The 26,588-nt window shown below is 65.9% G+C and carries 28 protein-coding genes; 8 read left to right on the top strand and 20 right to left on the bottom strand.

The window, feature by feature from the left end; genetic code table 11:
* Positions 1–5 precede the first annotated feature (5 nt).
* Together QPC17_RS01450 and QPC17_RS01445 are read right to left on the bottom strand one after the other, a co-directional pair.
* Positions 6–1,004 carry an ABC transporter permease gene (locus tag QPC17_RS01450; protein WP_082661181.1) on the bottom strand — a complete coding sequence of 333 codons (999 nt, stop codon included), beginning with the start codon at positions 1,002–1,004 and terminating at the stop codon, positions 6–8.
* Complete coding sequence (locus QPC17_RS01445) at positions 1,004–2,014, bottom strand: ABC transporter permease (RefSeq protein ID WP_062613670.1); 1,011 nt, start codon at positions 2,012–2,014, stop codon at positions 1,004–1,006. Before QPC17_RS01445 ends, QPC17_RS01450 begins: the two co-directional genes overlap by 1 nt.
* A 218-nt stretch (positions 2,015–2,232) precedes the next feature.
* Between QPC17_RS01445 and lipB the strand changes: the two genes are divergently transcribed.
* Together lipB and lipA are read left to right on the top strand one after the other, a co-directional pair.
* Entirely contained in the window at positions 2,233–2,976 is a 744-nt protein-coding gene (lipB, locus tag QPC17_RS01440; protein WP_062613671.1) for a lipoyl(octanoyl) transferase LipB, read from the top strand.
* 43 nt (positions 2,977–3,019) lie between these two features.
* Positions 3,020–4,054: a lipoyl synthase gene (gene lipA / locus QPC17_RS01435; RefSeq protein WP_068538793.1), complete on the top strand. Its 1,035-nt coding sequence runs from the start codon at positions 3,020–3,022 to the stop codon at positions 4,052–4,054.
* 24 nt (positions 4,055–4,078) lie between these two features.
* Here lipA and QPC17_RS01430 read toward each other — a convergent pair whose 3' ends face one another.
* The 4 genes from QPC17_RS01430 to QPC17_RS01415 all read right to left on the bottom strand — a co-directional run bounded on the left by QPC17_RS01430 (position 4,079) and on the right by QPC17_RS01415 (position 8,223).
* Positions 4,079–5,641, bottom strand: a complete 1,563-nt coding sequence (locus QPC17_RS01430; RefSeq protein ID WP_062613673.1) for a class I adenylate-forming enzyme family protein — start codon at positions 5,639–5,641, stop codon at positions 4,079–4,081.
* Positions 5,634–6,911, bottom strand: a complete 1,278-nt coding sequence (locus QPC17_RS01425) for a M18 family aminopeptidase (RefSeq protein WP_285347390.1) — start codon at positions 6,909–6,911, stop codon at positions 5,634–5,636. The genes QPC17_RS01430 and QPC17_RS01425 overlap by 8 nt, the downstream gene beginning before the upstream one ends.
* Before the next feature lie 70 nt (positions 6,912–6,981).
* Complete coding sequence (locus QPC17_RS01420; RefSeq protein ID WP_285347389.1) at positions 6,982–7,749, bottom strand: alpha/beta hydrolase family protein; 768 nt, start codon at positions 7,747–7,749, stop codon at positions 6,982–6,984.
* A 3-nt stretch (positions 7,750–7,752) separates the two neighbouring features.
* Positions 7,753–8,223 carry a protein-tyrosine phosphatase family protein gene (locus QPC17_RS01415; RefSeq protein ID WP_210382925.1) on the bottom strand — a complete coding sequence of 157 codons (471 nt, stop codon included), beginning with the start codon at positions 8,221–8,223 and terminating at the stop codon, positions 7,753–7,755.
* A gap of 204 nt (positions 8,224–8,427) precedes the next feature.
* On the opposite strand from QPC17_RS01415, the gene QPC17_RS01410 reads away from it, so the two are divergent.
* Positions 8,428–10,629 carry an NADP-dependent isocitrate dehydrogenase gene (locus QPC17_RS01410; RefSeq protein ID WP_068538789.1) on the top strand — a complete coding sequence of 734 codons (2,202 nt, stop codon included), beginning with the start codon at positions 8,428–8,430 and terminating at the stop codon, positions 10,627–10,629.
* On the opposite strand, the gene focA is transcribed toward QPC17_RS01410, so the two are convergent.
* The 3 genes from focA to QPC17_RS01395 form a co-directional block, all read right to left on the bottom strand.
* A complete protein-coding gene (focA, locus tag QPC17_RS01405; protein WP_210382968.1) occupies positions 10,607–11,515 on the bottom strand; it encodes a formate transporter FocA in 909 nt (302 codons plus the stop codon). The two genes, QPC17_RS01410 and focA, sit on opposite strands and share 23 nt — an antisense overlap.
* Positions 11,516–11,662: 147 nt before the next feature.
* The gene (locus tag QPC17_RS01400) at positions 11,663–13,258 is read right to left on the bottom strand and encodes a hypothetical protein (RefSeq protein WP_285347388.1); all 1,596 of its coding nucleotides are present in this window, start codon (positions 13,256–13,258) and stop codon (positions 11,663–11,665) included.
* Between the two features lie 33 nt (positions 13,259–13,291).
* Complete coding sequence (locus QPC17_RS01395) at positions 13,292–13,921, bottom strand: TIGR03085 family metal-binding protein (protein ID WP_062613679.1); 630 nt, start codon at positions 13,919–13,921, stop codon at positions 13,292–13,294.
* 109 nt (positions 13,922–14,030) lie between these two features.
* Between QPC17_RS01395 and QPC17_RS01390 the strand changes: the two genes are divergently transcribed.
* On the top strand, positions 14,031–14,438 hold the full coding sequence (locus tag QPC17_RS01390) for a DUF4870 domain-containing protein (protein ID WP_062613680.1): 408 nt from the start codon (positions 14,031–14,033) through the stop codon (positions 14,436–14,438).
* Positions 14,439–14,597: 159 nt separating this feature from the next.
* Here the strand turns inward: QPC17_RS01390 and def are convergent, their stop codons facing one another.
* Positions 14,598–15,167: a peptide deformylase gene (def, locus tag QPC17_RS01385; RefSeq protein ID WP_068538787.1), complete on the bottom strand. Its 570-nt coding sequence runs from the start codon at positions 15,165–15,167 to the stop codon at positions 14,598–14,600.
* Between the two features lie 394 nt (positions 15,168–15,561).
* On the opposite strand from def, the gene mscL reads away from it, so the two are divergent.
* Positions 15,562–15,942: a large conductance mechanosensitive channel protein MscL gene (mscL, locus tag QPC17_RS01380; protein WP_062613682.1), complete on the top strand. Its 381-nt coding sequence runs from the start codon at positions 15,562–15,564 to the stop codon at positions 15,940–15,942.
* A gap of 90 nt (positions 15,943–16,032) precedes the next feature.
* Here the strand turns inward: mscL and QPC17_RS01375 are convergent, their stop codons facing one another.
* The 8 genes from QPC17_RS01375 to QPC17_RS01340 all read right to left on the bottom strand — a co-directional run bounded on the left by QPC17_RS01375 (position 16,033) and on the right by QPC17_RS01340 (position 22,631).
* Positions 16,033–17,496, bottom strand: a complete 1,464-nt coding sequence (locus QPC17_RS01375) for a purine-cytosine permease family protein (protein WP_062613707.1) — start codon at positions 17,494–17,496, stop codon at positions 16,033–16,035.
* A 73-nt stretch (positions 17,497–17,569) separates the two neighbouring features.
* Positions 17,570–18,520 carry an ABC transporter substrate-binding protein gene (locus QPC17_RS01370; protein ID WP_062613683.1) on the bottom strand — a complete coding sequence of 317 codons (951 nt, stop codon included), beginning with the start codon at positions 18,518–18,520 and terminating at the stop codon, positions 17,570–17,572.
* A gap of 18 nt (positions 18,521–18,538) precedes the next feature.
* Complete coding sequence (locus tag QPC17_RS01365) at positions 18,539–19,201, bottom strand: ABC transporter permease (RefSeq protein ID WP_068538785.1); 663 nt, start codon at positions 19,199–19,201, stop codon at positions 18,539–18,541.
* The gene (locus QPC17_RS01360; protein WP_062613685.1) at positions 19,185–19,850 is read right to left on the bottom strand and encodes an ABC transporter permease; all 666 of its coding nucleotides are present in this window, start codon (positions 19,848–19,850) and stop codon (positions 19,185–19,187) included. Before QPC17_RS01360 ends, QPC17_RS01365 begins: the two co-directional genes overlap by 17 nt.
* Positions 19,847–20,644, bottom strand: a complete 798-nt coding sequence (locus tag QPC17_RS01355; RefSeq protein ID WP_062613686.1) for an ABC transporter ATP-binding protein — start codon at positions 20,642–20,644, stop codon at positions 19,847–19,849. The genes QPC17_RS01360 and QPC17_RS01355 overlap by 4 nt, the downstream gene beginning before the upstream one ends.
* Complete coding sequence (locus QPC17_RS01350) at positions 20,641–21,234, bottom strand: nitroreductase family protein (protein ID WP_070445877.1); 594 nt, start codon at positions 21,232–21,234, stop codon at positions 20,641–20,643. The genes QPC17_RS01355 and QPC17_RS01350 overlap by 4 nt, the downstream gene beginning before the upstream one ends.
* 84 nt (positions 21,235–21,318) lie before the next feature.
* Positions 21,319–21,777 carry a putative periplasmic lipoprotein gene (locus tag QPC17_RS01345; RefSeq protein ID WP_285347387.1) on the bottom strand — a complete coding sequence of 153 codons (459 nt, stop codon included), beginning with the start codon at positions 21,775–21,777 and terminating at the stop codon, positions 21,319–21,321.
* 386 nt (positions 21,778–22,163) lie between these two features.
* Positions 22,164–22,631, bottom strand: a complete 468-nt coding sequence (locus tag QPC17_RS01340; RefSeq protein WP_062613708.1) for a GNAT family N-acetyltransferase — start codon at positions 22,629–22,631, stop codon at positions 22,164–22,166.
* 213 nt (positions 22,632–22,844) lie between these two features.
* On the opposite strand from QPC17_RS01340, the gene QPC17_RS01335 reads away from it, so the two are divergent.
* Entirely contained in the window at positions 22,845–23,042 is a 198-nt protein-coding gene (locus QPC17_RS01335) for a hypothetical protein (RefSeq protein WP_285347386.1), read from the top strand.
* 175 nt (positions 23,043–23,217) lie between these two features.
* Here QPC17_RS01335 and QPC17_RS01330 read toward each other — a convergent pair whose 3' ends face one another.
* The gene (locus QPC17_RS01330; protein WP_101923791.1) at positions 23,218–23,517 is read right to left on the bottom strand and encodes a HigA family addiction module antitoxin; all 300 of its coding nucleotides are present in this window, start codon (positions 23,515–23,517) and stop codon (positions 23,218–23,220) included.
* Between the two features lie 12 nt (positions 23,518–23,529).
* Positions 23,530–23,811 carry a type II toxin-antitoxin system RelE/ParE family toxin gene (locus QPC17_RS01325; protein WP_285347385.1) on the bottom strand — a complete coding sequence of 94 codons (282 nt, stop codon included), beginning with the start codon at positions 23,809–23,811 and terminating at the stop codon, positions 23,530–23,532.
* A gap of 287 nt (positions 23,812–24,098) precedes the next feature.
* On the opposite strand from QPC17_RS01325, the gene cmtR reads away from it, so the two are divergent.
* Positions 24,099–24,458, top strand: coding sequence for a Cd(II)/Pb(II)-sensing metalloregulatory transcriptional regulator CmtR (cmtR, locus tag QPC17_RS01320; RefSeq protein WP_034662574.1), 360 nt, complete (start codon positions 24,099–24,101; stop codon positions 24,456–24,458).
* On the top strand, positions 24,455–26,347 hold the full coding sequence (locus QPC17_RS01315) for a heavy metal translocating P-type ATPase (RefSeq protein WP_285347384.1): 1,893 nt from the start codon (positions 24,455–24,457) through the stop codon (positions 26,345–26,347). Before cmtR ends, QPC17_RS01315 begins: the two co-directional genes overlap by 4 nt.
* Positions 26,348–26,588: the final 241 nt, after the last annotated feature.

Genomic DNA, 26,588 nt, shown 5'->3' with positions numbered 1-26,588 from the left:
AGATGTCACGCCTTACCACCCCCGGACTTCGACGACGGGTCGAGCGCGTCGCGCAGACCGTCACCGATGAAGTTCACCGATGCCAGCATCACGACGAGCGCCACGGCCGGCGGCAGGAACAGCCACGGGTGTGTGATCGCCGACGCCTGGCCGGCGCCGATGAGCGAGCCGAGGGAGACCTGCGGGTCCTTGATGCCGAAGCCGAAGTAGGACAGGGAGGTCTCGGACAGCACTGCGGTGGCCACGCCGAGCGTGAAGTCGATGATGAGTAGCGAGGAGATGTTAGGCAGGATGTGGCGCACGATGATCGTGCCGGAGGGCACGGACATGAACTTCGCGGCGTGGACGTAGTCAAGGTTCTTCACCGACATCGTCAGCGACCGCACCACGCGCGCCGTCAGCATCCAGCCGAATCCTGCCAGCAACAGGATGAAGATGAACACGCCCTTGTTCTCCGCGCCGAAGCGGTTGGAGATGATGGCGATCATGAGGAAGGACGGGATGACCAGCATGAGGTCAATGAACCAGGTGGCGGCCTTGTCCACCCAGCCGCCGAAGTAAGCGGCGGCCGATCCGAAGAGGGCCGCCCATCCGGTCTGGATGAGCGCCACGGCGAAGCCGATGATGATCGACTTGCGCAGGCCCTCGAGCGTCATCGCGAACATGTCGCGCCCGCGGCGGTCGGTACCGAAGAGGTGCTCCGCGCTCGGGCCCTCGAGGTAGTGCCCGCGGTCGCGTTCGAGGTAGCTCCACTCCGTCAGGTGCGGGCCAATGATGGCCACGAGCAAGACGATGACGAGGCCGATGATGCCGACGACGGCCGTCTTGTTACGCCAGAAGCGGCGCAGGACGATCTGCCGGCGCGAGTAGCGCTTGGTGGAAGCCAGGCGCTCGGCATTCTGCTGGGCGAGCTTGGTGCGAACGGCGCCGAGCTGTGCGGCATCCGCCATCGGGGAAATCTGTTCGGGCAACACTACTTCAGTGGTGTGATCGAGATGCTCCATTAGTTCACCCTCACTCGTGGATCGACTGCTGCGATCAGGACGTCGGACAGGAAAGCGCCGGTGAGTGTGGCAACACCGGAGAAGGCGACCACGGCCGCGGTTCCGTTGATGTCCTGCGCCTGGATGGTCTTCACACCGTAGATGCCCATGCCCTCCCAGCCGAAGACCTGCTCGGTGATGGCGGCGCCCAGCACGAGGCCGGTGATGCCAAAGGCGAAGTAGGTAGCAATCGGGATGAGGGAGGTGCGCAGGGCGTGGCGGCGCACGGCGGTGCCGAAGCGCAGGCCCTTGGCGCGGGCGGTGCGCACGTAGTCGGCACCGAGGGTGTCAAGCATGAGGTTGCGCTGGTAGCGCGAATAAGTGGCGAGGCCGCCCAGCGAGATCGCGATCGTGGGCAGCAGCAGATGCGTGAGGCGATCTTGCAGGTTGGGCCAGAATTCCGCGGGTGGCACGGCTGACTGTGGCCCGAGGAATTGGAAGAAGGTTGAATCGAAGGTGTTGTTGAACCACACGGCACTCATCTGCAGGCCGATGGCGATAACCATGGCGGGGGTGGAGATGATGATCATGGCGATGATGGTGACGATGCGGTCACCCACCGAGTACTGGTGCACGGCCGCCCATGCGCCGATCGCCACGCCGCCGACGATGCCAATGAAGAAGCCGAGGAAGACCAGTTGCAAGGAGAGCAGGATGCGGTTGGCGACCTGGTCGTTGACCGATTCGCCCAGCGGGGAGAAGCCCCAGTCCCAGTGCCCGAAGACCATTCCGAGCCAGTCGACGTAGCGGCTCCAGATCGGCTCGAGCGGGTTGATGTTCCACGCGTTAAGGCGGGTGTCAACTGCCGCCACGACCTCCGCGTACGAACTGTTGGCCATCTTGGTCAGTTCGTTCTCGATGAGCATCGAGCGCGGATCCAACTGTGTGCCCGCCAAGAAGTAGGCGATAGTGACGGCTACGAACAGTAGAACTACGTAGTTCAGCAACCGTCGGATCAGATACTTAGTCATGCGAGGCCTTCTCGTAAGTGACGCCCTCCGCCTCGCTTGGACGATGGGCGTCAATTCTTCACTTATGGTCAGGGAGTCTATACCCAAGCATTGATCTAATCACGTTTAGAGGTGTCCCGCCCCTCAAATTCAGTTCAAAATCACGCTAGGGAATGCCCTCGGAGTGGCAAAGCCGACCTCGAGTCGATAACTGACCACTTCCAAACTAGGCTGAATCCGTGCAGATCGTCAACGTACTTCATCGCGGCCCAGTCGATTACATGACCGTTGACCGTCTCCAGCGCTATATTCACGGCGAGGTGGCGGCTTTGCGGATGCCGGATACCTTTATTGTGTGGGAGGCCCAGCCCACCTACACGGCCGGCCGGCGCACGGAGGACAAGGACATCCCGGACACGTCCGTGCCGGTGATCCGGATGGATCGGGGCGGATCGGTCACCTATCACGGCCCGGGCCAGCTTGTGGTCTACCCCATCGTCAAGGTCCGCCCGCCGAAGGACGTAGTCGCGTTCGTGCGCAACACGGAGCGGGCGATCATGGGGGCGCTTGCCGAGTACGGCATCGACTCGGTCCAGGTGGAGGGCCGGTCCGGGGTGTGGATCTGCGCGCCCGGCGCGATCGATCGGAAGGTGTGCGCGATCGGCATCAAGTTCGCTGACGACGCCACGATGCACGGCCTCGCCCTCAACGTCACCACCAACCTGGAGGACTTCACGCGGGTCATCCCCTGCGGCCTTGCCGACGCCGGGGTCACCTCGCTTGCCGAGCTGGGACATCCCACCACGCTCGACGACGCCGCAGTCACCCTCTTGCCTCACCTCGCGCGGGCCTACCAGCAGTTTGCGCTGCGCCCGTCGGAGGAGCTGGAGGTCGCGGACACGGAGGCGATCATCACCCAGATGGGCGACTTCCACCCCACCCCGCACGCGGATACCGGCTCGGCCTGGCATCCCCGCCACTAGGCGGCCCGGCTTACAATGACGACGTACGTTTAAAGGAGAACACGTGAGCCTCAGCATCGACCAGCGAAATCCCGAGGGGCGCAAGTTGCTGCGCATCGAAGAGCGCAACGCCGAGACACCGATCGAATCGAAACCGGAGTGGATCAAGACCACCGCCACCGTGGGCAAGGAATACACCGACATGCGCAACCGCGTGGACGGCGCCGGCCTACACACGGTGTGCAAGGAGGCCAACTGCCCCAACATCTACGAGTGTTGGGAGGACCGCGAGGCCTCCTTCCTCATCGGCGGTGACATCTGCACCCGCCGCTGCGACTTCTGCTTTATTAAGACGGGCAGGCCCACCGAGTACGACGTCGACGAGCCGCGCCGCGTGGCGGAGAGCGTGCGCGAGATGCAGCTCAACTACGCCACGATCACGGGCGTCACCCGCGATGACCTGGAGGACGGCGCCTCCTGGCTGTACGCGGAGACGTGCCGCAAGATCCACGAGCTGTGCCCGAACACGGGCGTGGAGCTCCTGATCGACGACATGCGCGGCGGCGCCCCGGCCCTCCAGCGGGTCTTCGATTCGCGCCCCGAGGTGCTAGCCCACAACCTGGAGACCGTGCCGCGCATCTTTAAGAAGATCCGCCCGGCTTTCCACTACGAGCGCTCGCTCGACCTGATCACGTTCGCCTCGGAGAACGAGCTGATCACGAAGTCGAACCTCATCCTCGGCATGGGCGAGACCCACGACGAGGTGCTGGCGACCATGGCCGACCTGCGCGAGGCCGGCTGCGACATCCTCACCATCACCCAATACCTGCGCCCCTCCAAGTTGCACCACCCGATCGACCGCTGGGTTAAGCCCGCGGAGTTCGTGGAGCTGTCGAAGATCGGCTACGAGATGGGCTTTGCCGGGATCATGGCCGGTCCGCTCGTGCGCTCCTCTTACCGTTCGGGCTCGTTGTGGTCGCGGGCGATGAAGCACAAGGGTTGGGAGATCCCCGAGAACCTGCGCGCGATCGCCGGCGCGGACGACAAGCCGCTGTTTGCCCGCCAGGAGGCGGCCGCCGTCGTCGCCCGCCACGGCTGACCGCGCGGCCGCGCAACCGCCGGGTCAGAACATCGCCACGAGGGCGTTGCGGTCGGCCTTGCCGTTGCCGTTGATCGGTAGCGCGTCCACCACGATGAGCTTGCGCGGCACCTTGAAGCGTGCCAGGCGCGAGCCCACATGGCGCTGGACGTCCTCGAGGGTGGGGGCCGCATGCCCGGCCTGCATGACCACCGCGGCCGACACCGTCTCTCCCCACTTCTCGTCCGGCGTGCCCACGACCGCACAGTCGGAGATGCCCTCCATCTGGGCCAGCACCGCCTGGATCTCCTCGGCCTGAATGTTGACTCCGCCGGAGTTGATGACGTTGTGCAGGCGCCCGGTCACCGACATGAAGCCGTCCTCGTCGAGGCGCACCAGGTCTCCGGTGTGGAGCCAGCCGGACCGGAAGGACTGCGCGGTTTGAAGCGGGTCGTGCCAGTAGCCGTTCACGACGCTCGGGCCCCGGACCACCAGCTCGCCCTCGGTCGTGTCGTTGCCGTCGGCGTCGACAATGCGGGCCTCCACGTGCGCGAAGGGCCGCCCGATAGAGCCGGGCCGTTCGGCCAGGTGTTCGGCCGGCAGGTACGCGCCGGACGCTCCCATCTCGGTCATCCCCCACACGTTAAGCGGTTTGAGGCCGGCGTCCATGAGGCGGGCCAGTAACGCCGGCGGCACCATGCCCCCGCCGATGAGTGGCAGGCGCCAGTGGCTGAGGTCGCGCACGGGGAAGCTCGGGTGGTCGAGGAGGGCGGCGTAGATGGTCGGCACGCCGAACATCATCGTCACCTGGTGTTCTTCGAGCAGGTCGAGCACGACGCCGGGGTTGAAGTCGCGCACCAGCACCACCTTCCCGCCGTGCGAGAACAGATCGAGGGTGGTGCCATTGAAGCCGCCGATGTGGGTCATCGGCGCGACAGTCAGCACCGAGTCCAGGTTGGAGTACTCGAAGCCCTCGCGGAAGTTGCGACTGGCCCACCACAGCTGTTCATGGGTGAGTTCCACCGCCTTGGGCATGCCCGCCGAGGCCGAGGTAAAGAGCATCGCGGCCGGCCCCTCCGGGTACTGGCGGGAGTTCAGCGCCGTGGAGCCGTCCTTGATAGTGGTGATGAACTTGCCGTTCTGGGCCTCCATCGCCGCGCCGATCCCGATGAAGCCGTTGGAGATGGCGGTGGAGACGGAGGCGGCGTCATCGTCGACCACCAGGTGGAGCAGCGTGCCGGTGGACGTGAAGATGCCCAGGTCCGCGAGCGCCGCTTCGAGCACCACCACACGCGGGCCGCAAAAGTCCACGATTGCCTGGTGGTCGGCGCGGGTGAGGCGCGCGGAGACGGGCACGAAGATGGCGCCCAGCCGCGCGCACGCCACATGCAGGAGCAGGTGGTAGGGCGAGTTGCGGGAGATGAGCATGACCCGGTCACCCTCGGAGACACCGGCGGCGGCGAGCATTTGCGCGAGCTGGCGGGTGCGGACGGCAGCCTCGACCACCGTTATCTCCGCACTCCCGTAAACGATGGAGGTGCGCTGGGGGTGGGCGCGGGCCGCGCGGTCGAGGGCGTGGGCGGCGTTGTAGTTCGGTTTCTTAAGCACCGGCGAAGTATCCTCGCAAAATCGCGGTCATGGCCTCGATGTCGGCCGGCGAGGAGATCTCGCGCGCCGAATGCATCGACAGCAGCGGCACGCCCACGTCCACCGTGAGCACTCCCAACCGGGTGGCGGTGAGCGGGCCGATCGTGGAGCCGCAGGGCACGTCGTTGTTGGAGACGAACTGCTGGGTGGCCACCCCTTCGGCGGCGGCCGCGCGTAGCCACAGCGCGGTGCCCTCGGCCTCGGTTGCGTAGCGTTGGTTGGCGTTGACCTTGAGCAGCGGGCCGCCCCCGAGCACGGGGTGGTGGTCCGGGTCGTGCAGGCCCGCCTTGTTCGGGCTGATGGAGTGGCCGGCGTCGGCGGAGATGCACGTGGAGTTGGCGATCATCCGGGCAAAACGCTCGTCCCCCACGGCGTCGAGCTCGAGGCTGGCGGCAATGCGGCGGAGCGTATTTTCGAGGAAGGGCCCGGCCGCGCCGGTGTAGGTGGACGAGCCGACCTCCTCGTGGTCGAAGGCCACGAAGATCGCCATGTCCTCGCCCTCCGCCACCGCGGCCTGCACGCCGGGATCGAGGAAGGCCGAGAGCGAGGTGAAGACCGAGGAAAGGTTGTCCTGGCGGCCAGCGGAGAAGAAGGCATCCCCGCTCGGCCCGCCGTAGACCGCGGGCTCCTGCACGTCGTAGGCGAAGAGGTCAAAGGCCGCGGCGCGCTCTGGGTCCACCCCGGCCAGCTCGCAGATGTAGGGCAGCAGCTCCGCCTCCCCGATTGCCCAGATTGGCTTGTAATCGACCTGGCGGGAGAGCTTGAGGTTATCGTTGACCGAGCGGTCCAGGTGCGGGGCCAGCTGCGGGATGGTCATGATGGCGGGCGTGCGCACCAGGTGCACGGTGCCGTCCAGTTCGGTCACAACGCCGGCCAGGCCCAGGTCCCGATTCAGCCAGGAGTTGAGCAGCCCGCCGCCGTAGACCTCCACGTTGACCTGCCCAAACCCGTGGGCCTGGCTGGAGGGGGCAGGCTTGACCTTGAAACTCGGGGAGTCGGTGTGGGAACCGACGATCCGGAAGCCCGAATCCGGGCCGACCTTTCCCACGCACCACGCGATGACGGCCCCGCCGCGCACGAGGAAGCCCTTGCGCTCCCCCACCCACGCCGCCTGTTCATCCTGGCGGGCATACCCGGCCTCCCCCAGGCGCCGGGCGATCTCAGCCGCGGCGTGGAACGAGCTCGGGGACGCACTAATGAAAGCTGCATAATCCTGGATCAACGTAGACATGCCGCCATTGTACGTGGTGGCAGGCCACCGCCCCGAGTTTTTCCGCCACGGAATGAAGAACGCGGGCTACCTAGCGCTCCTGGGCGGCGAGCGCGCCGAGGAGGAAGACCCAGGCGTCGCGGTCGGGGCGGATGAGGTCCAGGTGGTCGGCTCCCTCCACCACGGCCAGGTTGAATGGCTCGGCGCGCAACTCGCGCGAGCGGTCCACCGGCACCAGCGCGTCGTCGACCCCGTGAATGATGTCCACCGAGAGTTCGCGGGCGCGGAAGCGCGCCGGGCCCACCTGGTAATAGGTAAAGAGCGGGTCGTAGACGGCGTAGCGATCCGGGACCTCCTCTGGCAGTCCGCCGATCCAGCGAGCCGTGGTGCCGCCGTCATCGGCTTCGTGCACATCGCGCGCCAGGTCGAGGATCGGGGCGAGGAGGACGGCGGAGCACACGGCCGTTTCCGGCGCGAGTGCCACGTTCATCGCAAAGGTGCCACCGACGTCGTGACCCACCCAGATCGCCTGGCCGAGCACCGGATGCATGCCGAGCGTGGTGTAGTCGGCCGCGGCGAGTTCGGGGCGGGCGTCCACGCGGCGATAGTCGACCAGGCCCACACAGTAGCCGGCGCGGGCGAGCGCGCGGGCGGCCGGGCGGGTGGCGGCAAGGGCGTGGTGGAACAGGGCGCCGTGGACGAGGCAGACGGGCCGGCCTGCCGGATCGCCATACCACTCGATGACCTGGTTCGGCGCCTCCCCGTAGGACTCCACACGGTCAGGTCGGATCGGCAAGGTTCGAAGCCATTGCACGGCCCGCTCTTCCCCGAGGGAGAGCCCGGGTGGTTGAACATCCATCGACTAGTTGCTTTCGGCACCCATGTCGTTGACGAAGGCGCGCTGGGCGGGCGTCTCCACCGCGTGGGGATCGTAGTTAGTCTTGACGAAATCGATCGCGGCGTGCGGGTCCATGCCATCGAGCACGCCCATGATGGCGAGCGCGGTGCCCGTGCGGCCCACACCTCCAGCGCACACGATCTCCACCTTCTCGTTTTCCGCGCGCTCCCACGCCTCACGCAGCACCTCGTGCGCCTGGGCGGGGCGGCGCGGCAGGCGGAGGTCCGGCCAGTCGATGAGAATGGTTTCGGTTGCCGACGTCACCACGCCGGGGTGGCCGAAGCGCGAGCCGACGCCGGTGGTGAGAATGACGCACAGGTCAGCCGGCTCCTCGGTGGCCTTGCGCCACGAGCGGCCGCGAACCCGGCGTCCGGACGGGAATTCCACGACGCCGTGGGACATCGCCCAGTGCTTGACTGCGCTCCCTTGTATCATCGTGCTCCCTCGGTTGATTGATGATTTCACCGTACCAACCGAGGCGTAGATTCCGAAAAGCTTTCCTCGCGAAAAGGGCACATCTAGCCCAAGATCACACTCGGTTGCAGGAGGACGGCACGAGATTGCGTAGTGCCTCACACGGAGCGCAAAAATCGGATAATCTTGAGATCGAGAGAAATTCTTGCCCGCAAAGGAGACCTCATGGCACGGATCATTTACACTCACACCGACGAAGCTCCCATGCTCGCCACCGCCTCCCTGCTGCCCATCATCGAAGGCTTCACGGCGCAGGCCGGCATCGACGTCGAGCTGCGCGATATCTCCCTGGCCGGCCGCATCATCGCCGCCCTGTCCGACTTCCTGCCCGCGGGCCAGCGCCAGTCCGACGCGCTCGCCGAGCTCGGTGAGCTGGCCAAGACCCCCGAGGCCAACATCATCAAACTGCCCAACATCTCCGCCTCGATCCCCCAGCTCAAGGCCGCGATCGCCGAGCTGCAGGCCGAGGGCTACGCGCTGCCCGACTACCCCGAGCCCCCCGCCACCGATGAGGAGCGCGAGATCCGCGCCCGTTACGACGCCGTCAAGGGCTCGGCCGTCAACCCCGTGTTGCGCGAGGGCAACTCCGACCGCCGCGCACCCCAGGCCGTGAAGAACTTCGCCAAGGCCCACCCGCACTCGATGAAGCCATGGTCAGCCGACTCCCGCACGCGGGTGGCCACGATGGACGCCGGCGACTTCCGCGCCAACGAGGTCAGCACGGTCATTTCCGGCGACGGCGCCGTGCAGATCGTGTTCGTGGGCGCGGGCGGGGAGCGCGTGCTGCGCGAGGTGCCCGTGACGGACGGCGAGGTTTTTGACGCCACGAAGATGGACGCCGCGGCGCTCCAGGAGTTCTTGGCCGGGACCGTGGCCGAGGCGAAGGACACCGGCGTGCTGTACTCCTTGCACATGAAGGCCACCATGATGAAGGTCTCCGACCCAATCATCTTCGGCCACGCCGTCGCCGCCTTCTTCCCCCAGACCTTCGCCGCCTACGGAAAGGCGCTTGCCGACGCCGGCCTGTCGCCGAACGACGGCCTCGGTTCGGTGCTTGCCGGGCTCGACGCGCTGAAGAACGGCTCCGAGATCCGCGCCTCCTTCGAACGCGAGATGGCCGAGGGCCCGGGCCTGTCCATGGTTAACTCCGACCGTGGCATTACCAACCTCCACGTCCCCTCCGACGTGATCGTAGACGCCTCGATGCCGGCCATGATCCGCAACGGCGGCAAGGCGTGGGACAAGGATGGCAACACGGCCGACACCCTGGCCGTCATCCCTGACTCCAGCTACGCCGGGGTCTACGAGGCTGTGATCGAGGACTGCAAGGCCAACGGCGCTTTCGACCCGGCCACCATGGGCACCGTGCCAAACGTGGGCCTCATGGCGCAGAAGGCCGAGGAGTACGGCTCGCACGACAAGACGTTCGAGATCGCCGAGGCGGGCCACGTGGAGGTGCGCAAGGATGGTGAGGTGCTCCTGCGCGTTGAGGTGGGCGCGGGCGACATCTACCGCTCGTGCCAGACGAAGGACGCTCCGATCCGCGACTGGGTCTCGCTCGCCGTGCGTCGTGCCCGCCTGTCTGGGATGCCGGCCGTGTTCTGGCTCGACCCGGAGCGCGCCCACGACCGCACGATCCGCGCCAAGGTGGATGCCTACCTGCTCGAGGAGGACACCACCGGGCTCGACATCCGCGTCCTGTCGCCCATCGAGGCCACGCGCTTCACGCTCGAGCGCATCCGCAAGGGCGAGGACACGATTTCGGTGACCGGCAACGTGCTACGCGACTACCTCACCGACCTCTTCCCCATCATGGAGCTTGGCACGTCGGCCAAGATGCTGTCGGTGGTGCCGCTCATGGCCGGCGGTGGCCTGTTCGAGACAGGCGCGGGCGGTTCGGCGCCGAAGCACGTGGAGCAGCTCATCAACGAGATGCACCTGCGCTGGGATTCGCTCGGCGAGTTCCTGGCCCTGGCCGAGTCGCTACGCCAGCTCTCCCGCTTCGCCAACAACCCGCGGGCCGCCGTGCTCGCCGACGCGCTCGACCGCGCCACCGAAACCCTGCTCAATGAGGGCCGCTCGCCGCAGTACAAGACCGGCACGCCGGACACACGCTCCTCGCACGCCTGGCTCGCCATCTACTGGGCTGACGAGCTCGCCAAGGCCGACGACGACGTCGCCGCCACCTTCGCGCCCTTCGCCCGCCAGCTGGCCGAAAACGCGGAGACAATCGAGGCCGAGCTGCTCGCCTCGCAGGGTCAGCACTCCGGGATCGAGGGCTACTACCACCCGGACAAGGCGCAGGTTGAGGCCGCGATGCGGCCCTCGGCCACGCTGAATGCCATCATCGACGCGATGCGGAAGTAGCCCCCGCCTTCGCGTGCGTCCACCAGAAGAACATTCCAATCATCAGCCCGCCGCCCACGATGTTACCGAGCGTGACGGGGATGAGGTTATCGAGGAGGAATGACTGAACGGTGAGGGTGCCGGTGGCGCTCGGGTCCAGGCCGAGCGCCACCGGCCCTTCTGACGTCCAAAACTCCGGGCCGACCATGCGGCTGGTGGCGATCGCCATCGGGATGAGGAACATGTTCGCCACCGAGTGCTCGAAACCCGTGGCCACGAACAGCGTGATCGGAGCGAAGGCGGCCAGGATCTTGTCAGCCGTGGTCTTGCCCGTGTACGAGGCCCAGATCGCCAGGCACACGAGCATGTTGCACAGGATGCCGAGCACGAAGGCCTGGCCCCACGAGTGGGAAAGCTTACCCATTGCGGCACTCATCGCCACCGCGCCCCACGCACCCTCGCCCTGCATGTAGGTGCCCGAGGCCACAATGAGGGCGGCCAGCACCAGGGCGCCCGTGAAGTTGCCCAGGTACACGATCCCCCAGTGCTTAGCCCACTGCCCCGCCCTGATCCGGTGCTCGGTGAGCGGGATGAGAGTCATTGTGGTGGAGGTGAACAAGTCCGCACCCGTGAGGATCACCAGGATGAGGCCCACCGAGAACGACACCCCGCCCACCAGCTTCGTCAGCCCGTACCACTCGGCATGGACGGCACCCATCTGGGTGGTCGTGTAGAAGACGAAGCCGAGGCCGATGAGGAAGCCGGCCATGACCGCGAGCGCGAACGACTTCCGCGCCGGGGCTGTGGCCTTGTGGTACATCTGCTCGGCCAGGTAGGCGGCGGTTTCGTCGGCAGTGCGGGAAAGCGTGGACATGGTGACCTTTCGTTCGGCAAACTGCTTCACCATACCCTACGCAGGCGTAGGACCCCGCCGCATGCCCAGGTGTGGCTACCTGTCCGGCGCCAGCCCGACAGAAGTCGTGAAAATACCGGCTACCGATTGCCATAGGGACCTGGCAGCTCTCTCATTCACGAGTTGTGACGGGGCGCGCTGTTATTGGTAGGAAACGAAGTCTGGCCGCGGCTCGACCTGGTAGGTCTGCTCGGGGGTGAGCATGGGCGCGTCCTCGTCGTAGAAGTTCTTCCAGCCCCAGTGGGTGACGTTCGGTGCGTTGTCGAGGAGGGTTGTCCACGTGGCGGCCTTGGCCTCCTGCGCGCCTTGCCCGTCCACGTGGATGAGGTAGGCCAGCTCGGCGCGGGACTGGTCGAGCTGGTCGATATTGCGCAGCATCTGCACCTGGAACTGGTGCAGGATCAGGAGCTTTTGCGGCAGGGCGTTCTCGCGCACGAAGTCCGCCAGGTAGGTGGCCACCGCGTTGACCTCGGCCATGTCCACGTGCCCGATCCGAGTGAGGGGCAGCTCGTCGGGCGCAAGGCGCCACTCCGGGTCGAGTGCCACGCCCACGTTCGGGTAGGTCAGTAACTCCTCGTAGGCCTGGACCTGGCTGAGAAAGTCGGCGCGGCCCGGCTGGAAGTCGAGCACCACGTACTGGCCGGCGACCTGCGCCGCCTCGATGAGCGGCTTGAAGCCCTCGGGGTCCCATTCGTTGGAGTAGTTGCCGTCGTCGCCCGGGCCGTCCGAGGCCACGGTCACGATGACTTCGAGCGCGCCGATCACCTGGTCGTCGGTGAGGGCGCGGTAGGGTGCCGCGGTTTCCTCCGCGCGGGCCACCGTCTCCTCCACGCTCTGCTCGCCGAGCACCCCCAGGGTGGTGGTGTGCGGGGAGCCGTAGAGTGCCACGTAGCGCTTGCCGCCGAAGATCAACTGCCCGCCGCCGGGGAGCTGCGTGCCGGTCGAGGCGGCTGCGATCTGCCAGTCCAGATCCGGGTTTGCGGCGGCGAAGCTGGCCACCACGCCCTTGGCCTTGCCCAGCGCCTGGACAGTCTTGGCGGTCCCGCGCGGGTCGCCCTCCGACAGGAGCGCCTTGCCTCCCGCCGCCACCGACGTGCCGACCGCCGCCAGGTTCACCCCGTCGGTCAGCACCACCGAGCCGGGGGCGCGGGTGGCCGCCTCGACGTCGAGCGGCAGGTCCGACGCCGCTCCCGGATCCTCGTCATAAATGACGGTGCCGAGGGTGGTGAGTGCCTCCTCCACGCTCTCGCCGCCCGTGAGGTCGCCCACGTACGTGAGCCGGATGCCGAGCGCGTCCGCCGCCGCCTTCGCGCCGGGCCCAAGCGGCAGTTGCGTGCGCTCGCCCCACGTTGCGCTGTCCACGACGCCGTCCGTGAGCACCACCTGGACGCCCAGGCGGTCGAGCTCGCCGAGCACGGGCTCGGTGGGCTCACCGCCGCCAAGCGTCAGGGCGGGGACGCCGAGCGCCGCGGCATAGGAGGCGGCCGCCCATGAGTCCTCCGCCGTCACGATCGCCACCTGTGCCGAGGCAAACCCGGCCTGGGATGCCTCGATCGACGCGGCCAGCGACTCGGGATTCAAGACCACGCGCTCGAGCGGCTGGGCCACCGCCACCGGCTGGGGCGCTGGAGGGGTGGCAGTCGGCGTCGTCGGAGAAGAATCACCGTGGCGCCCGATCGCGACCGTGACCAGGCCGGCGAGCACGAAAATCACCAGCGCCACGATCAACTTCTTCATGCCATCCCCCTTACTCCTCCCGGATCGTGCGCCCTACAGCGCGGCCGCGCGCGGCTCCACGCCCTCCGGGGAAAGGGTGACGTGGGCGGCGTCGCGCCCGTACACCCACAGCAGCACCTCGCCGGGTTCGCCCGTCACGGTCACCACACCGCCAGAGGCCGACCTCGGGTGGACGTCAAGCGTGAGGCGGCCCGGGATCCGCAGCTGCACCGGACGAGAGGCGCCGCGGAGCATCATCCGCCCCGCAATCATCGCCGCCTTCGTCAGCGTCGCCTGCTCGTGCTCACTCATCTTCCGCGCGGGAACCAGCGTGCCGTCCACCATCCACTGGCCGCGGCGCACGTCCTCGTGATGCACGAAATGCTCCGCCAGATTCATCCACCGATCCACGATACGCACAGGGCTGAACCGGCCCGGGCTCTCCGCCCACGCCTCCACCAGCTCCTCATACGGGCGGGCGAGCACCTGGGCCGTGACCGCATCCAGGTGGCCCTGCGCGGCCGAGACGAACATGCCTGCCGCCGCATCCGGGCGGTTCTCACGAACCCACAGGTGAGCCGCCAAATCGCGGGTGGTCCACCCCTCGCACAGCGTGGGGGCGTTCGGGCCCTGCTTGATGAGGAGGTCGGCGAGTCGGCGTCGTTCATCGTACGAAAAAGTCACGGTTCCAGCCTAAACCAGGGTGACGCGCACATGACCGGGAAGTTGGCCCGCGGCGATATTGCGGGCCCTGGCACTATGCGCGCGGCCGCACATGTAGAAGAATGGAGGCATGACAGAATACGAGCCCTATCAGTACTCCAACCCGGACTACTCCGAATCCCCGGTCGATCCCACCGACCGCTCCTGGGCGATGATCGCCCACCTGTCGGCCATCATCGCGTGGGTGGTCTCCGCCGGTTGGGTCTCCTTCATTGGCCCGATTGTCATCTGGTTCCTCAAGAGCGACCGGCCGTACGTGCGCCGCGCGGCCGCCCAGTCCTTCAACTTCAACCTCGGCATGTGGGTGATGTCGATCGTCGGCTGGATCCTCATCATCACGCTCCTGCTCCTGCCCGTGGGCGTCATCCTCGTGATCGCCAGCTTCCTGCTCACCCTGTGGCACCACATCCGGGCCACGATCGCGGCGTCGAACAACCAGTCCTACCACTACCCGTACCAGATCAAGATTCTCAACTAGGCCGCTGGCGGAGGCCGTAGGTCCGGACATGACCTTGGCTTCGGTCGCCGGTAGCCCTTGGCACCCGCCACCCGCGACCCTACGCGGGACGATTTCGGCCGCATCTTCGTACATGTGAAGAAGCGGCCGAAATCGTCCCGTGAACGCCCGGGTCCGGGACTACTCCTCGGGCTCGTAGGGTGAACCCGGGCCCGGCATCCACTCGACGCCCGGCACGTTCCACTTCTCCGCCTTCATCACCTGCTGCACGCGTTTGGCGAGCTTACCCTGGAGGCGGTCTACGTAGATGCGGCCCTGCAGGTGGTCGTACTCGTGCTGGAGGATGCGGGCGAACCAGCCGCGCGCCTCGAGCTCGTACCACTCCCCCTTCTCGTTCTGCGCCCGAAGGAGCGCGTACGGCGAGCGCCGGATCGGGAAGGAGTAGCCGGGGAAGGATAGGCACCCTTCGGAGTCGGCGTACTTGTCGGGCTCGACGGTGTCGATCGGCTCGATGAGCAGCGTGGGATTGATGGCCACGCCGCGAGCGGGGCCGTCGTGCTCGTCGTAGACCCACACGAACATCGCCTTGTCCAGGCCGATCTGCGGGGCAGCGAGCCCCACCCCCGGGGCCTTGACGGTGGTTTCGTACATGTCCTCCACGAGCTGGGCGAGGTCGTCGTCGAACACGGTGACCGGTTCGGAGGCCTTGTGGAGCACGGGGGAACCATAAACGTGAATGGGATGAATCATGGGACTAGGTTACGCCATCCCCGCAGGCGCCCACTCATCCGCGACGCCTTTCTGACAGACGCCCGAGCAACTTGCCGTCGCCGATGTCACAGAAGCGTCGCCAACGCACGGGCTCCGGCGCGAAAGCCGGGCATCCGGAGGCGGCAACACCGGGGCGGAGGGATGAAGCCTCACCGCCCGAAGCAACGGCGTGACCTCCGTAGCATCGGCGGCAACACCGGCAGACCGACCCGCCACAGTTATTGGAATTATTCCCATGTGAATTCACTGACAGAACTGTAAAACATTCCAATGCCGTGGTGGTTATAGTTACGATGGTCACGACAGCAAGGGTGCCTGCAGTGCACCCTTTGCATATGCTGGCCCCCTTCTCACACACGTTAGAAGGAACATCATGCTTAAGGGCTTCAAGGATTTCATCTCGCGCGGTAACGTGCTCGACCTCGCAGTCGGCGTCATCATCGCTGGCGCTTTCTCCGCCATCGTCACCGCTCTCAACGAGCAGATCCTCATGCCGCTCATCGCCGCGATCTTCGGCAAGCCGAACTTTGACCACATCTGGACCATCAAAATCAACGGTGCCACCATCCTCCCCGGCACCCTCATCACCGCCACGGTGAACTTCCTCATCGTGGCCGCCGCGATCTACTTCTTCGTCATCGTGCCGATCAACAAGCTGAAGGCACCCGAGGCACCGGCCGAGGAGACCCCGGTCAAGACCGACGAGGCCGTGCTTCTCGAAGAGATCCGCGATCTCCTCGCCCGCCAGAACTAAGACGTCGACGCCGGAACTCATCCCGGCTGGCACAAGGGGGCGGCTGTCCGATCGGGCAGCCGCCCCCTTTCGCATGTGCCGAACCGGGCCTTACCCCTCTTGGGTGCGGACCTTGCCCCGGCTAAGGCCGAGGTAGCCGAAGAACCCGAGCAGGAGGGAGGCGATCACGCCGATGTTGCCGTACGCCCACACCGAATCCCGGCCGCCGACCAGGCCGAGCAGGTAGCCCTGCCAGTTGTTCCAAGCTGCATCCTCGGCGAACCCGTTGACCACGAGCCCCCAGCCGATCACGCACGCCACCACCATGAGGCCGAGCGAGGCCCAGTTGTAGGCGCCGTAACGGCCGGCGGGGTCGAAGAGGGCAGCTTCATCGTAGTCACGCTTGCGCAGGATGATGTCGGCCATCATGATGCCGGCCCAAGCGGCGAGCGGCACGCCCAGGGTAATGAGGAAGGACTGGAAGGGCCCGATGAAGTTGGGTGAGAAGAACACCACGAACACGGTGCCGAGGGTGAGGATGACGCCGTCGATGAGGGCGGCGAGCGGCCTGGGGATGTGGATGCCGAGCGTAAGCAGGGTCAGGCCGGAGGAGTAGATGCCGTTGATCGCGCCGGAGAGCAGGGTGAGGATCGCGGTGATAAGGAACGGGATGAGGAACCAGGTGGGCAACACGCTGGCGAGCGCGCCGATCGGGTCGTTGCTGACGTTGACGGCAGCCTCGGGGTTGGACCCGGCGAAGAGCAGACCGAAGGTGATGAGCACGACTGGGCCGAGCGAGGCCCCGAAGGTGTTCCAGAAGATGATCTTGCCGCCGCTGGCGTCGCGCGACTGGTAGCGCGACCAGTCAGCGGCAATGTTGATCCAGCCCAGCCCGGTGCCGGTCATGACCATGGTCATCGCGCCGATCATTTGCGCCGGCGAGCCGCTGGGGATCTGCATGACGGCGCCAAAGTCGATGTGCGGGATGACGAGGAAAATGTAGACCATCGTGGTCAGCCCGGTGAGCCAGGTGAGCACGGACTGGACCTTCATGATGATGTGGTATCCGGCCACGGCGCCAAGCACAATGAGGACGGCGACGACGACGGACGCCCCCACCCGCACGCCCACCGAACCTTCTTCGGCCCAGCCGAGCCGGGTGAAGATGGTGGAGGTGGCGAGCACGGCGGTGATCGCGAGCATGGTCTCCCAGCCGATGGAGGTCAGCCATGACACGACGCCGGGGGCCTTCGCGCCCTTCACCCCGAAGGCGGAGCGGGACATGACCATGGTGGGCACGGATCCTCGCTTGCCGCCGATGGCGATGATGCCGCAGAAGATGAAGGAGAGGATGACTCCAATGGTGGTGATCGCGGTGGCCTGCCAAAAGGAGATCCCGAAGTCGAAGATCCACGCGCCGTATGACATGCCAAACACGGAGACGTTGGAGGCGAACCACGGCATGAAGAGGTTGTGCGGTTTGGCGGTGCGCTCGGATTCCTTCACAATTTCGATGCCGACGACCTCAATCCCGAGGCCCTTCGTGTCGAGCGAGGCTGTGTCTTGTTGCGTCATATCAAACTCCATTCACAGGTTCTAGCGTGGATACCTGCGCCTCGTTTCTACCTCAGGTGCGGATCGGACGCAATCAATCTGTGGATTCCCAACCGTTTTGAGACAACCAGTCACGTGCGATGACCGATGCCATCTCTTCGCCTTCCACGGAGCGGACATTCATGTCGATGAGGGCCTCGGGCGTGAGGCGGGCCTGGATGGCGTTGATGACGCGGGCGGCGTCGGGGTCGAGCCGGGTGGAGGCGAGAGGCACGACGTGCGAGGCGAGGAACATGCCTTGCGGGTCGCTCAGTACCACGAGGTCGTTGATCTGGATCGCGGGGCTCGCGGAGAAGACGTTGGCGAGCTCGATCTGCCCGTCGAGCAGGGCCTTGACGGTGAGCGGGCCGCCCTTGTCTTCTATGGGGGTGAAGCCGACGTCGACCCCGTAATGCTTCTTTAGCCCCTTCGGCCCGTTGGGCCGGTTCTCGAACTCGGAGTTGGAGCCGACCGTGAGCGGCCCATCGTAGCTCGCAAGATCGGCGAGCGAGGTGATGCCGGTCTTCTCGGAAAATGTGCGCGAAACCACGTAGGAATCCTGGTCGGTGGCGCCAGCCTGGTCCAGGATCTGCAGGCCATGTGGCACGCGCTCGGTGAGCTCGGCGTAGATCCCCTCGGCGTCGGTCACCGTGTTGTTGGGGTTCCAGTACTGCAGCAACGGGCCGGAGTACTCGGGGAACAGGTCAATGCTCCCGCTCTCGACCTCGCCCAGGTACACCTCCCGCGCCCCGATCTTGAACTCGCGGGCCACGGTGAAACCGGCATTTTCGAGCGCCTGGGCGTAGACCTCGGCGATGATCTCGTTCGAATAATAGTCGGCCGACCCGATGACGATCGCGTCCCCCGGCCCGTCTCCTCCCCCAAGTGCCTCGGCTCCCCCACACCCGGCGAGGGTGAGCGCTAGCGCGACAACGCCTGCGCCCCTCCGTCCCCACGCGCGGCTTCCTGCCTTCCCGGCGCGGCCGGCGTCCTTGCGATGGTACATCAGTATTCCTCCCTGGTCCTAGGCGATCCCGACCCTACGCTCGGCGCGCTTGACGGCGAATCCCACCCCGAGGTCGAGGATGAGCGCGAGCACGATGACTACGATCGCGGCGCCCAGCACCTCCTCGTAGCGGCGGGTGGCCAGCCCGGAGAAGATGAAGCGGCCGAGGCCGGCGTCGGCGACGTAGGCGGCGAGCGTGGCGGTGGCGACCACCTGGACGATCGCCGAGCGGACACCACCCATGATGATCGGTGCGGCGAGCGGAAGTTCGACGTCGCGCACCACCTGCCAGCCCGACATACCGAGCGCGTGAGCTGCCCGCACTGTCATCGGGTCGACGTTCGCAACCCCCGAATACGCGCCAGCGAGCAACGGCGGGATAGCGAGGACCACGAGCACGATCGTGGGCGCGGCCAGCCCGATGCCCAGCATGAGCCCGAGCAACGTGAGCAAGCCGAGGGTGGGGATGGCGCGCGCGGAGCCGGCGATCGCGGCCACGACGTTTTGCCCGCGACGCGTGTGCCCAATGGCGACGCCCGCGGGAAGGGCGAGCGCGGCTGCAATCAGCACGACGACGGCCGCCAGGCCCACATGCTGGCCGAGGCGGTGCAGGATACCGGACGGCCCGGCCCAGGAGGCGGGGTCAGCGAGCCAGGCCAGCGAATCAAATAGCAGATCCACGCGCCACCTCCTTCGCACGAATCCTGGTCCACGGGAAGATCACGCGCCCGCCGAGCACGGTCGCCGCGTCGAGCGCGAGCGCCAGTGCTACGGTCAGCACCAGGCCCGTCAACACCTCGGGGATGATCCCGCGCTGGAAACCGTCGGTGAAGAGCGTGCCCAGACTCTGGCTGCCCACCACCGCGCCCACCGTCACCAGGCTGACCGTGTTCACGACAACGACGCGCAGCCCTGCCACGATCACCGGCCCGGCGAGCGGGAGCTCGACCGCCCAGAACCGCTGCCAGGTCGAATAGCCCATCGCGGTGCAGGCGCGCATCGTGTCAGCGGGGACGGCGGCGAAGGCGTCCGCCACCGTGCGCACGAGCAATGCCACCGCATACACGCTGAGCACGATCACCACCGTGAGCGAGGAGCGAATCGGCGCGCCCGTGATGACGGGGATGATGATGAACATGGGCAGGGACGGGATCGCATACAGGATGCCGATGAGGGCGACGATCGCCTCCCGGCCCAGGCGCCACCGGTTCGCCGCCCAGCCCACCGGCACCGAAATCACCAGGCTGAGCGCGAGCGCGGCCACCGCCAGCCACAGGTGGACGAGCGTCAGGTGCCCGATCCACGAAAGATTGGCCGAAATCCAGCTCATTCCAGGGTCCCTAGCAGGCGCCCGGTGCCGTCGCGGACCAGCCGCCCGTCGTCGTCGAGACACAGCCGCCGCGAGCCGTCGGTGATGCCGATGAAGGAGGCCACGAAGTCGGATGCGGGGTTAGTGAGCAGCTCGGCGGGCGCCCCACGCTGGGCGATGGAGCCGCCGTGAAGGATGACGACGTCGTCGGCAAGCGCGAGCGCCTCGTCGATATCGTGCGTGACGAACAGGATCGTCTTGCCCAGCTCGCGCTGCAACCGGCGCACCTCCCCCTGCAGCTCGCGCCGCACGATCGGGTCGACCGCGCTGAAGGGCTCGTCCATGAGGAGGACGCTCGGGTCAGAAGCGAGGGCGCGGGCCACGCCCACGCGCTGGCGCTGCCCGCCCGAGAGCTGGGCCGGGTAGCGCCGGGCCAGGCTCGCGTCCAGGCCCATAATCTCCATGAGCTCCATCCCACGACGCCGCGCGTCGGCCTTGGTCGTGCCGTTCAAGAGCGGGACTACGCATATGTTGTCAAGGATCGTGCGATGCGGGAGCAGGCCGCCGGACTGCATGACGTAGCCAATCGAGCGGCGAAGCTTGACGGGATTGACGCCGGCCACGTCTTCGCCGTCGATGAGGATGCGGCCGGCGGTGGGCTCGATCATGCGGTTGACCATGCCCAACAGCGTGGTCTTGCCCGATCCCGAGGAGCCGACCAGCACCGTGGTCGAGCGGGCGGGAACGGTGAAGCTGACGTCGTTCACCGCTCGGGTATCGCCGTAGGTTTTGGTGACGGAGTCGAATTCAATCATGAGGTAAACCGGCCCTCGCGGGGCATGCGCCCGATGAACCGGATCGGGTCGAGGGGCGGGCGGTTGGATTCGCCGAGGCGCTGGCGGTGCGCGGAATCGATGTCGCCCACGTACAGCCAGCCCATGAGCAGCTCGCTATCGGCCAGACCGTGCGCCTCGCGCACCTGTTGCGCGTTCGCGAACGTGCCCGTGCGCCACATGACACCCCAGCCTGCCTGCCACAGTGCGAGCTCAAGCAGGTGGCCGACCCCGGCCGCCGTGGCGTGCTGCTCCCAGGTGGGCACCTTTTCATGCTCGACCGGGCTGGCCACCAGCGCGATGAGCAGTTCGGCGCGGAACGGCTTGGGGTTGACCTCGCCCGGCTCGCGCTCGATCCCCTGCGCCGCGTCAAGCGCGCGGGCCAGCGTCAGTCGGTCCTCCCCGCGCAGGAGGATGAGCCGCCACGGGCGCAACGCCTTGTGGTCGGCCACGTGCGTGACCGCCGCGAGCAACGTGGCGATCTCCTCGTCCGACGGCGTGTTCGGCCCAACCTTCGACACAGAGCGGCGGTGGGCGATCGCGTCCAAGACAGGATCATCGAGGAACTTCATGGCGAACTCCAAAGGTAGACACGTCTGGCGAGTCTACGTAGTGGCTGGTGGGTACCAGTAGGCGCATTAGCTGGCGGCGAAAACTCAGCCGACCGGCCGGCACTTGGCCGCACCTGCGAGCAAGATCTCGAGGTCCGCTTCGTCCGGGGTTGCCTGCGGGTCGTTGATGATCGCGTTGAGAGCATCGGCCGACAGCTTGTCATACGCGTAGTCGGCCACGCACTGCACCGACTCCTCGATCTGCGCCTGCACCTCGGGGTCATCCGCGCCACCCTGCTCCTCAAGCGCGGCGGTCGCGCCCGCGAGCAGCAGCTGCTCGAACTCCTCCTTCGAGGCCTTCGGATTGCCCTGCGAATCAACCTCAGGGGTGGCGACCGCCGTGGGCTCCTCGGTCTCCGTTTCCTCCTCGGTCGGCTCCGACGTGGCCTCGGTGCTCTGCTCCACCTTCGGGCTCGCCGATTCGGTCTCCACGGTCTCCGGCTCGCTGTTTCCGCACGCGGCCAGGCCGAGCACCAGGGCGCATGCGAGTGCAATCTTCTTCATCTTTCCTCCATCGGCGGGTGGTCTCATACAACCACACCCGCCCCCACGGTTGCATCCGCCCGGATTTCGCTTGCCGCTGATCGCCGGCGGCATTGTCGCCTTGCCGGGGTCGCGACAGGACCGGCGACGCGGACGCGCGGGCGTGAGTCGCGGGTCGGATCGGTCCTCATCTGCACATATACAGCTCTTCGCAGTTAAGGGCGTTCGGTTAGGGCTCGCCGCGCCTGGCGCCGATAATTCGCGCCGCCGGCGAAATCTCTGCCCGGTACCGGCTACGCCCGTCACAACTCGTGAACCTGAAGACGACCTAGCACCTATAGCAATCGGTAGCCGGTATATTCACCAGTTCTGTCGGTCGGGACCCGGAACAAGCCACGCGGCGTGGCCTAGAGCGGCTTGACCATGATCAGACAAGGCGAGTCCTCGCCCCACAGATCCGTCTCCTCGAGCGCAAGGAAGCCGAACTTCTCGTAGAAGTGGCGCGTTCGGGCGTAGCCGGCATCGGCGTGGGAAGCACCGAGCGTTTTGACCTCGAGGAGGCGGACGCCACAGCCAATCGCGTCGGCCTCGATGGCCGCCAGCATCGCCGTCCCAACGCCGGTACCATGCACCTCCCGATCGACGACCATGAGGTGGATCTCCGCGACATGGGGGAAATGACGATCGACGAGCGTGATGCCCACGACCCGCCCCGCTAAGTCGCGGACGGACCAAGTCTCCTTCGAGCGAGCCGCCGCGATGTACTCGGCATTGGCCGCCTCGATCCCGAACCATTCGGGGACGGTGGCGAGAATCCGGGCGACGTCTTCGGGAAGGGGCTGATCACGCGTGGCGAGCCAAGGAACACTACTCATGGTCACCAGTTAACACCCCATGGGTGGGCCCCTGCTAGAACCGACTCTTCTGGCACTCCACGGGCGGCGGTTTGGCGGCGTCAGACCCGAACTAGCGCGGGAAGCGCCGACAAAGATCAGGACCCTGTAGCTTTTCGTTCGCATTTTGGCCCTTTTTGGGCTCAGAGTCCTGACGTTTGACGGGCTGCGAGCCTGCCCGCGCCCACCAAGCACATGGCCATGGCCCCGGAGCGCCACACCATGATCCACTTCGAAGACGAGGTGAAAGCCCGCGCCATAGACTTCGGCAAGATGTTCGCCCGCCAACCCTGGGCCGAACCATTCGACTACGAGCTGCGCGGCATGTTCATCGAGTACCAGCTTGAGACGAAGAAAAACGTGACGAGCTTCTGGATGCCAAAGGAGCAGTAAAGCCTGAGCCGTCCGCCAAACCGAGGCTGACACACCACGTTAGAGGAGCTCGTGACGACGGCGGCGACTCACCCCGCGCTTGCACTCCTCCAACTGGAACATTTGTTGCAGTAATTGTTCCAGTACTTTCCAGTTCTTTCCCGTTAGTCCCTCGGCAGCCATACAGACATGGTCGCTATGTCCCGCGGGTGATGGGCGTGATCTTATCCAACTCGTCCGCGAGCGCATCCATCTCGATCTCCAAATCGTAATGCGACTGCAGATTGATCCAGAACTGTGCACTCATTCCGAAATACCGTCCCAGGCGCAAGGCCGTATCGGCAGTAATGCGCCGCTTGCCGTGAACAATCTCGTTGATCCGGCGCGGAGGAACCCCGATCTCCACGGCTAGCTTGTTCTGTGTGATCCCCATCGGCCCAATGAACTCTTCCAAGAGGACTTCACCGGGCGAGATCGGCGAAATCTTCTTCCCCATCATTCACCCCTCCTAGTGATAATCGACGATCGCCAGTTCACTCGGACCCATGAAAGTCCAAACGAAGCAGATTTGCCACTGATTGTTGATTCTTATGCTGAACTGGCCAGCCCGGTCCCCCTTGAGGGCCTCGAGCCGATTTCCGGGCGGAATCTTCAATTCGTTGAGATCCACCACCGAATCGAGTAAGCGCAGTTTTTGCAGCGCTTGCCGGTTCAACCGGAAATCGAGCCACCTTACCGGCTGTCGCAGGTAGAGCGCCTCGGTATCCCGGTCAGCGAAAGAAATGATCACAAGCCAAGCGCATAACGCTCCGCGTTAATAACGCCAGTCGTTATATGCAGGAGCTACGGCCCCAGGCGGATCTACACGGTGAACATAAACTCCACGGTATGTAGTTGCAAAGTTACTTTCTCGAGAACCTCGCCGCCCACGTCGCTCCCGCGTTGGGCGGCAGCCGAACCACAAAGGATCAGTCATCTGCTATCCCATCGACTAATTCTTGCAGGTCGCAGGACCTTCGCGTAACTGTCAGTTCAGCGCATTTTGAATAGTTCAGCACACGATGTATTGTTAAGCACATGCTGACCATTGCTTCACGCCTCGACGTCATGAACCGGCTCGGCCGGGCCATGGCGGATCCGACGCGCTCCAGAATCCTGATGACACTACTCGACGGCCCGAGCTACCCGGCCGTGCTTTCGCGCGACCTGGACCTGACCCGCTCGAACGTCTCGAACCACCTGACCTGCCTGCGCGACTGCGGCATCGTCGTCGCCGAGCCGGAGGGCCGCAAGACACGCTACGAAATCGCCGATCCGCACCTCGCGGCAGCGCTCAACGCGCTGGTGAACGCGACGTTGGCTGTCGACGAAAACGCCCCGTGCATCGACCCTGAATGCTCGGTGCCCGGCTGCGGCGAGAAGGGAGCGGACGCATGAGCTCGGCGTGTGGATGCGCACACGAACCCGCCAAAGAGATCGAAGAACTCGATCGGCCATGGTGGAAGGACCCCGAGTTGCTACTGCCGATCTTCTCCGGCGTAGCCCTCGGCATAGGCCTGGCGCTGGACTGGTCCGGGATAGAGACACCCGCGACAGTACTGTTCTGGGTCGGCCTGCTGCTAGGGGCGTATACGTTCGCGCCCGGCGCGATCCGAAACCTTGTCACGAAGCGCAAGCTCGGCATTGGTTTGCTGATGACGATCAGCGCGGTCGGCGCGGTAATCCTCGGTTACGTCGGAGAGGCCGCGGCGCTAGCGTTCCTGTACTCGATCGCCGAGGCGCTGGAAGACAAGGCAATGGACCGGGCACAGGGCGGACTGCGGGCACTGTTGAAGTTGGTACCTCAGACCGCGACGGTGCTGCGCGACGGCACGTCGGTCAAGGTCGCAGCGAAGGACCTCGTGGCTGGCGAACTGATGCTCGTGCGCCCCGGAGAGCGGATCGCCACGGACGGCATCATTCGGTCTGGACGTTCCAGCCTTGACACCTCAGCGATCACCGGAGAATCCATTCCGGAGGAGGTTGCACCCGGCGACGAGGTGCCCGCGGGTGCGATCAACTCCGCCGGTGTGCTGGAAGTAGAGACGACCGCAGCTGGAACGGACAACTCGCTGACCACACTCGTCGACCTCGTCGAGCAGGCGCAGGCGGAGAAGGGTGACCGCGCCCGGATCGCCGACCGAATTGCCCAACCCCTAGTGCCCGGGGTGATGATCCTGGCGGTGCTGGTCGGCGTGATCGGCTCGCTGCTGGGTGACCCAGAGACTTGGATCACCCGTGCGCTGGTGGTCCTGGTCGCAGCGTCGCCGTGCGCGCTGGCAATCTCCGTGCCGCTGACGGTCGTGGCCGCGATCGGCGCGGCCAGCCAGTTCGGCGTGGTCATCAAGTCCGGCGCGGCGTTCGAGCGACTCGGCGGCATCCGTCACCTAGCGGTGGACAAGACCGGAACCCTTACCCGCAACCAGCCCGAGGTTAACGGAGTGGTCCCGGCAGAGGGATTCGATCGGGCTCAGGTGCTTGCTTTCGCTGCGGCAGTTGAGCAGCAATCGACGCACCCCCTCGCCGCGGCGATCGCGGCAGCGGAGCCCGAAGCACCCGCCGCCCTGGACATCAGCGAGGAAGCCGGACATGGCATCGGCGGCACCGTCGAAGGCCGACGCCTGCTGGTCGGCAGCCCCCGGTGGATCGACGCCGGGCCACTGAAGGGAGACGTTGAGCGCATGGAATCCGAAGGCCAGACCTGCGTCCTGGTCACCGTCGATGACACCCTCGCCGGAGCGATCGGCGTCCGCGACGAGCTGCGGCCCGAGGTGCCCGAAGCCGTGCAGACCCTGCGCGCCAACGATGTGGAAGTGAGCATGCTCACCGGCGACAACACTCGTACCGCCCGGGCGCTGGCTGAAATCGCCGGAATCGACGACGTGCGCGCCGAGCTGCGCCCGGAGGACAAGGCAAGCATCGTAGCCGAACTCTCCTCCAAGACGCCGACGGCGATGATCGGCGACGGCATCAACGACGCGCCGGCACTGGCGGGCGCAACGGTGGGCATTGCGATGGGAGCAACCGGCTCTGACGCCGCGATCGAGTCCGCTGACGTCGCCTTCACTGGCCACGACCTCCGGCTGATCCCGCAGGCGCTGCAGCACGCCCGCCGAGGCAGCAGGATCATCAACCAAAACATCGTGCTGTCTCTGGCTATCATTATCGTGTTGATGCCACTGGCGATCAGCGGTGTGCTGGGCCTGGCCGCCGTCGTGTTGGTTCACGAAGTCGCCGAAGTCATCGTGATCTTGAACGGCCTGCGGGCTGCACGAGCGAAACGCTGAGGCTGTGACCGGCAAGTCTTATAAGAGTTAAACCACGCGCCGAGCGCACACACGTTGGACCAGGCGAGTCATTCGAGTTCACCACCTGGTCTTTCTCGATGCGTGCAGGCACGGGAACTGTGGGTGAACCTAATAGTTCAACGGCCCGATACCGCTTGCAGATTCTGCACTCGAGGTAGCGGAATGAACCGAGGCCGAACGAAAACCGGAGATAGAGACAGCGCTCTTCAACCTACCCCCC

This window comes from Trueperella bernardiae (assembly GCF_030246965.1).
Taxonomy (GTDB): Bacteria; Actinomycetota; Actinomycetes; order Actinomycetales; family Actinomycetaceae; genus Trueperella; species Trueperella bernardiae.
Note: the sequence above shows the minus strand (reverse complement) of the source record. Positions and strands in the feature narration are given on the sequence as shown.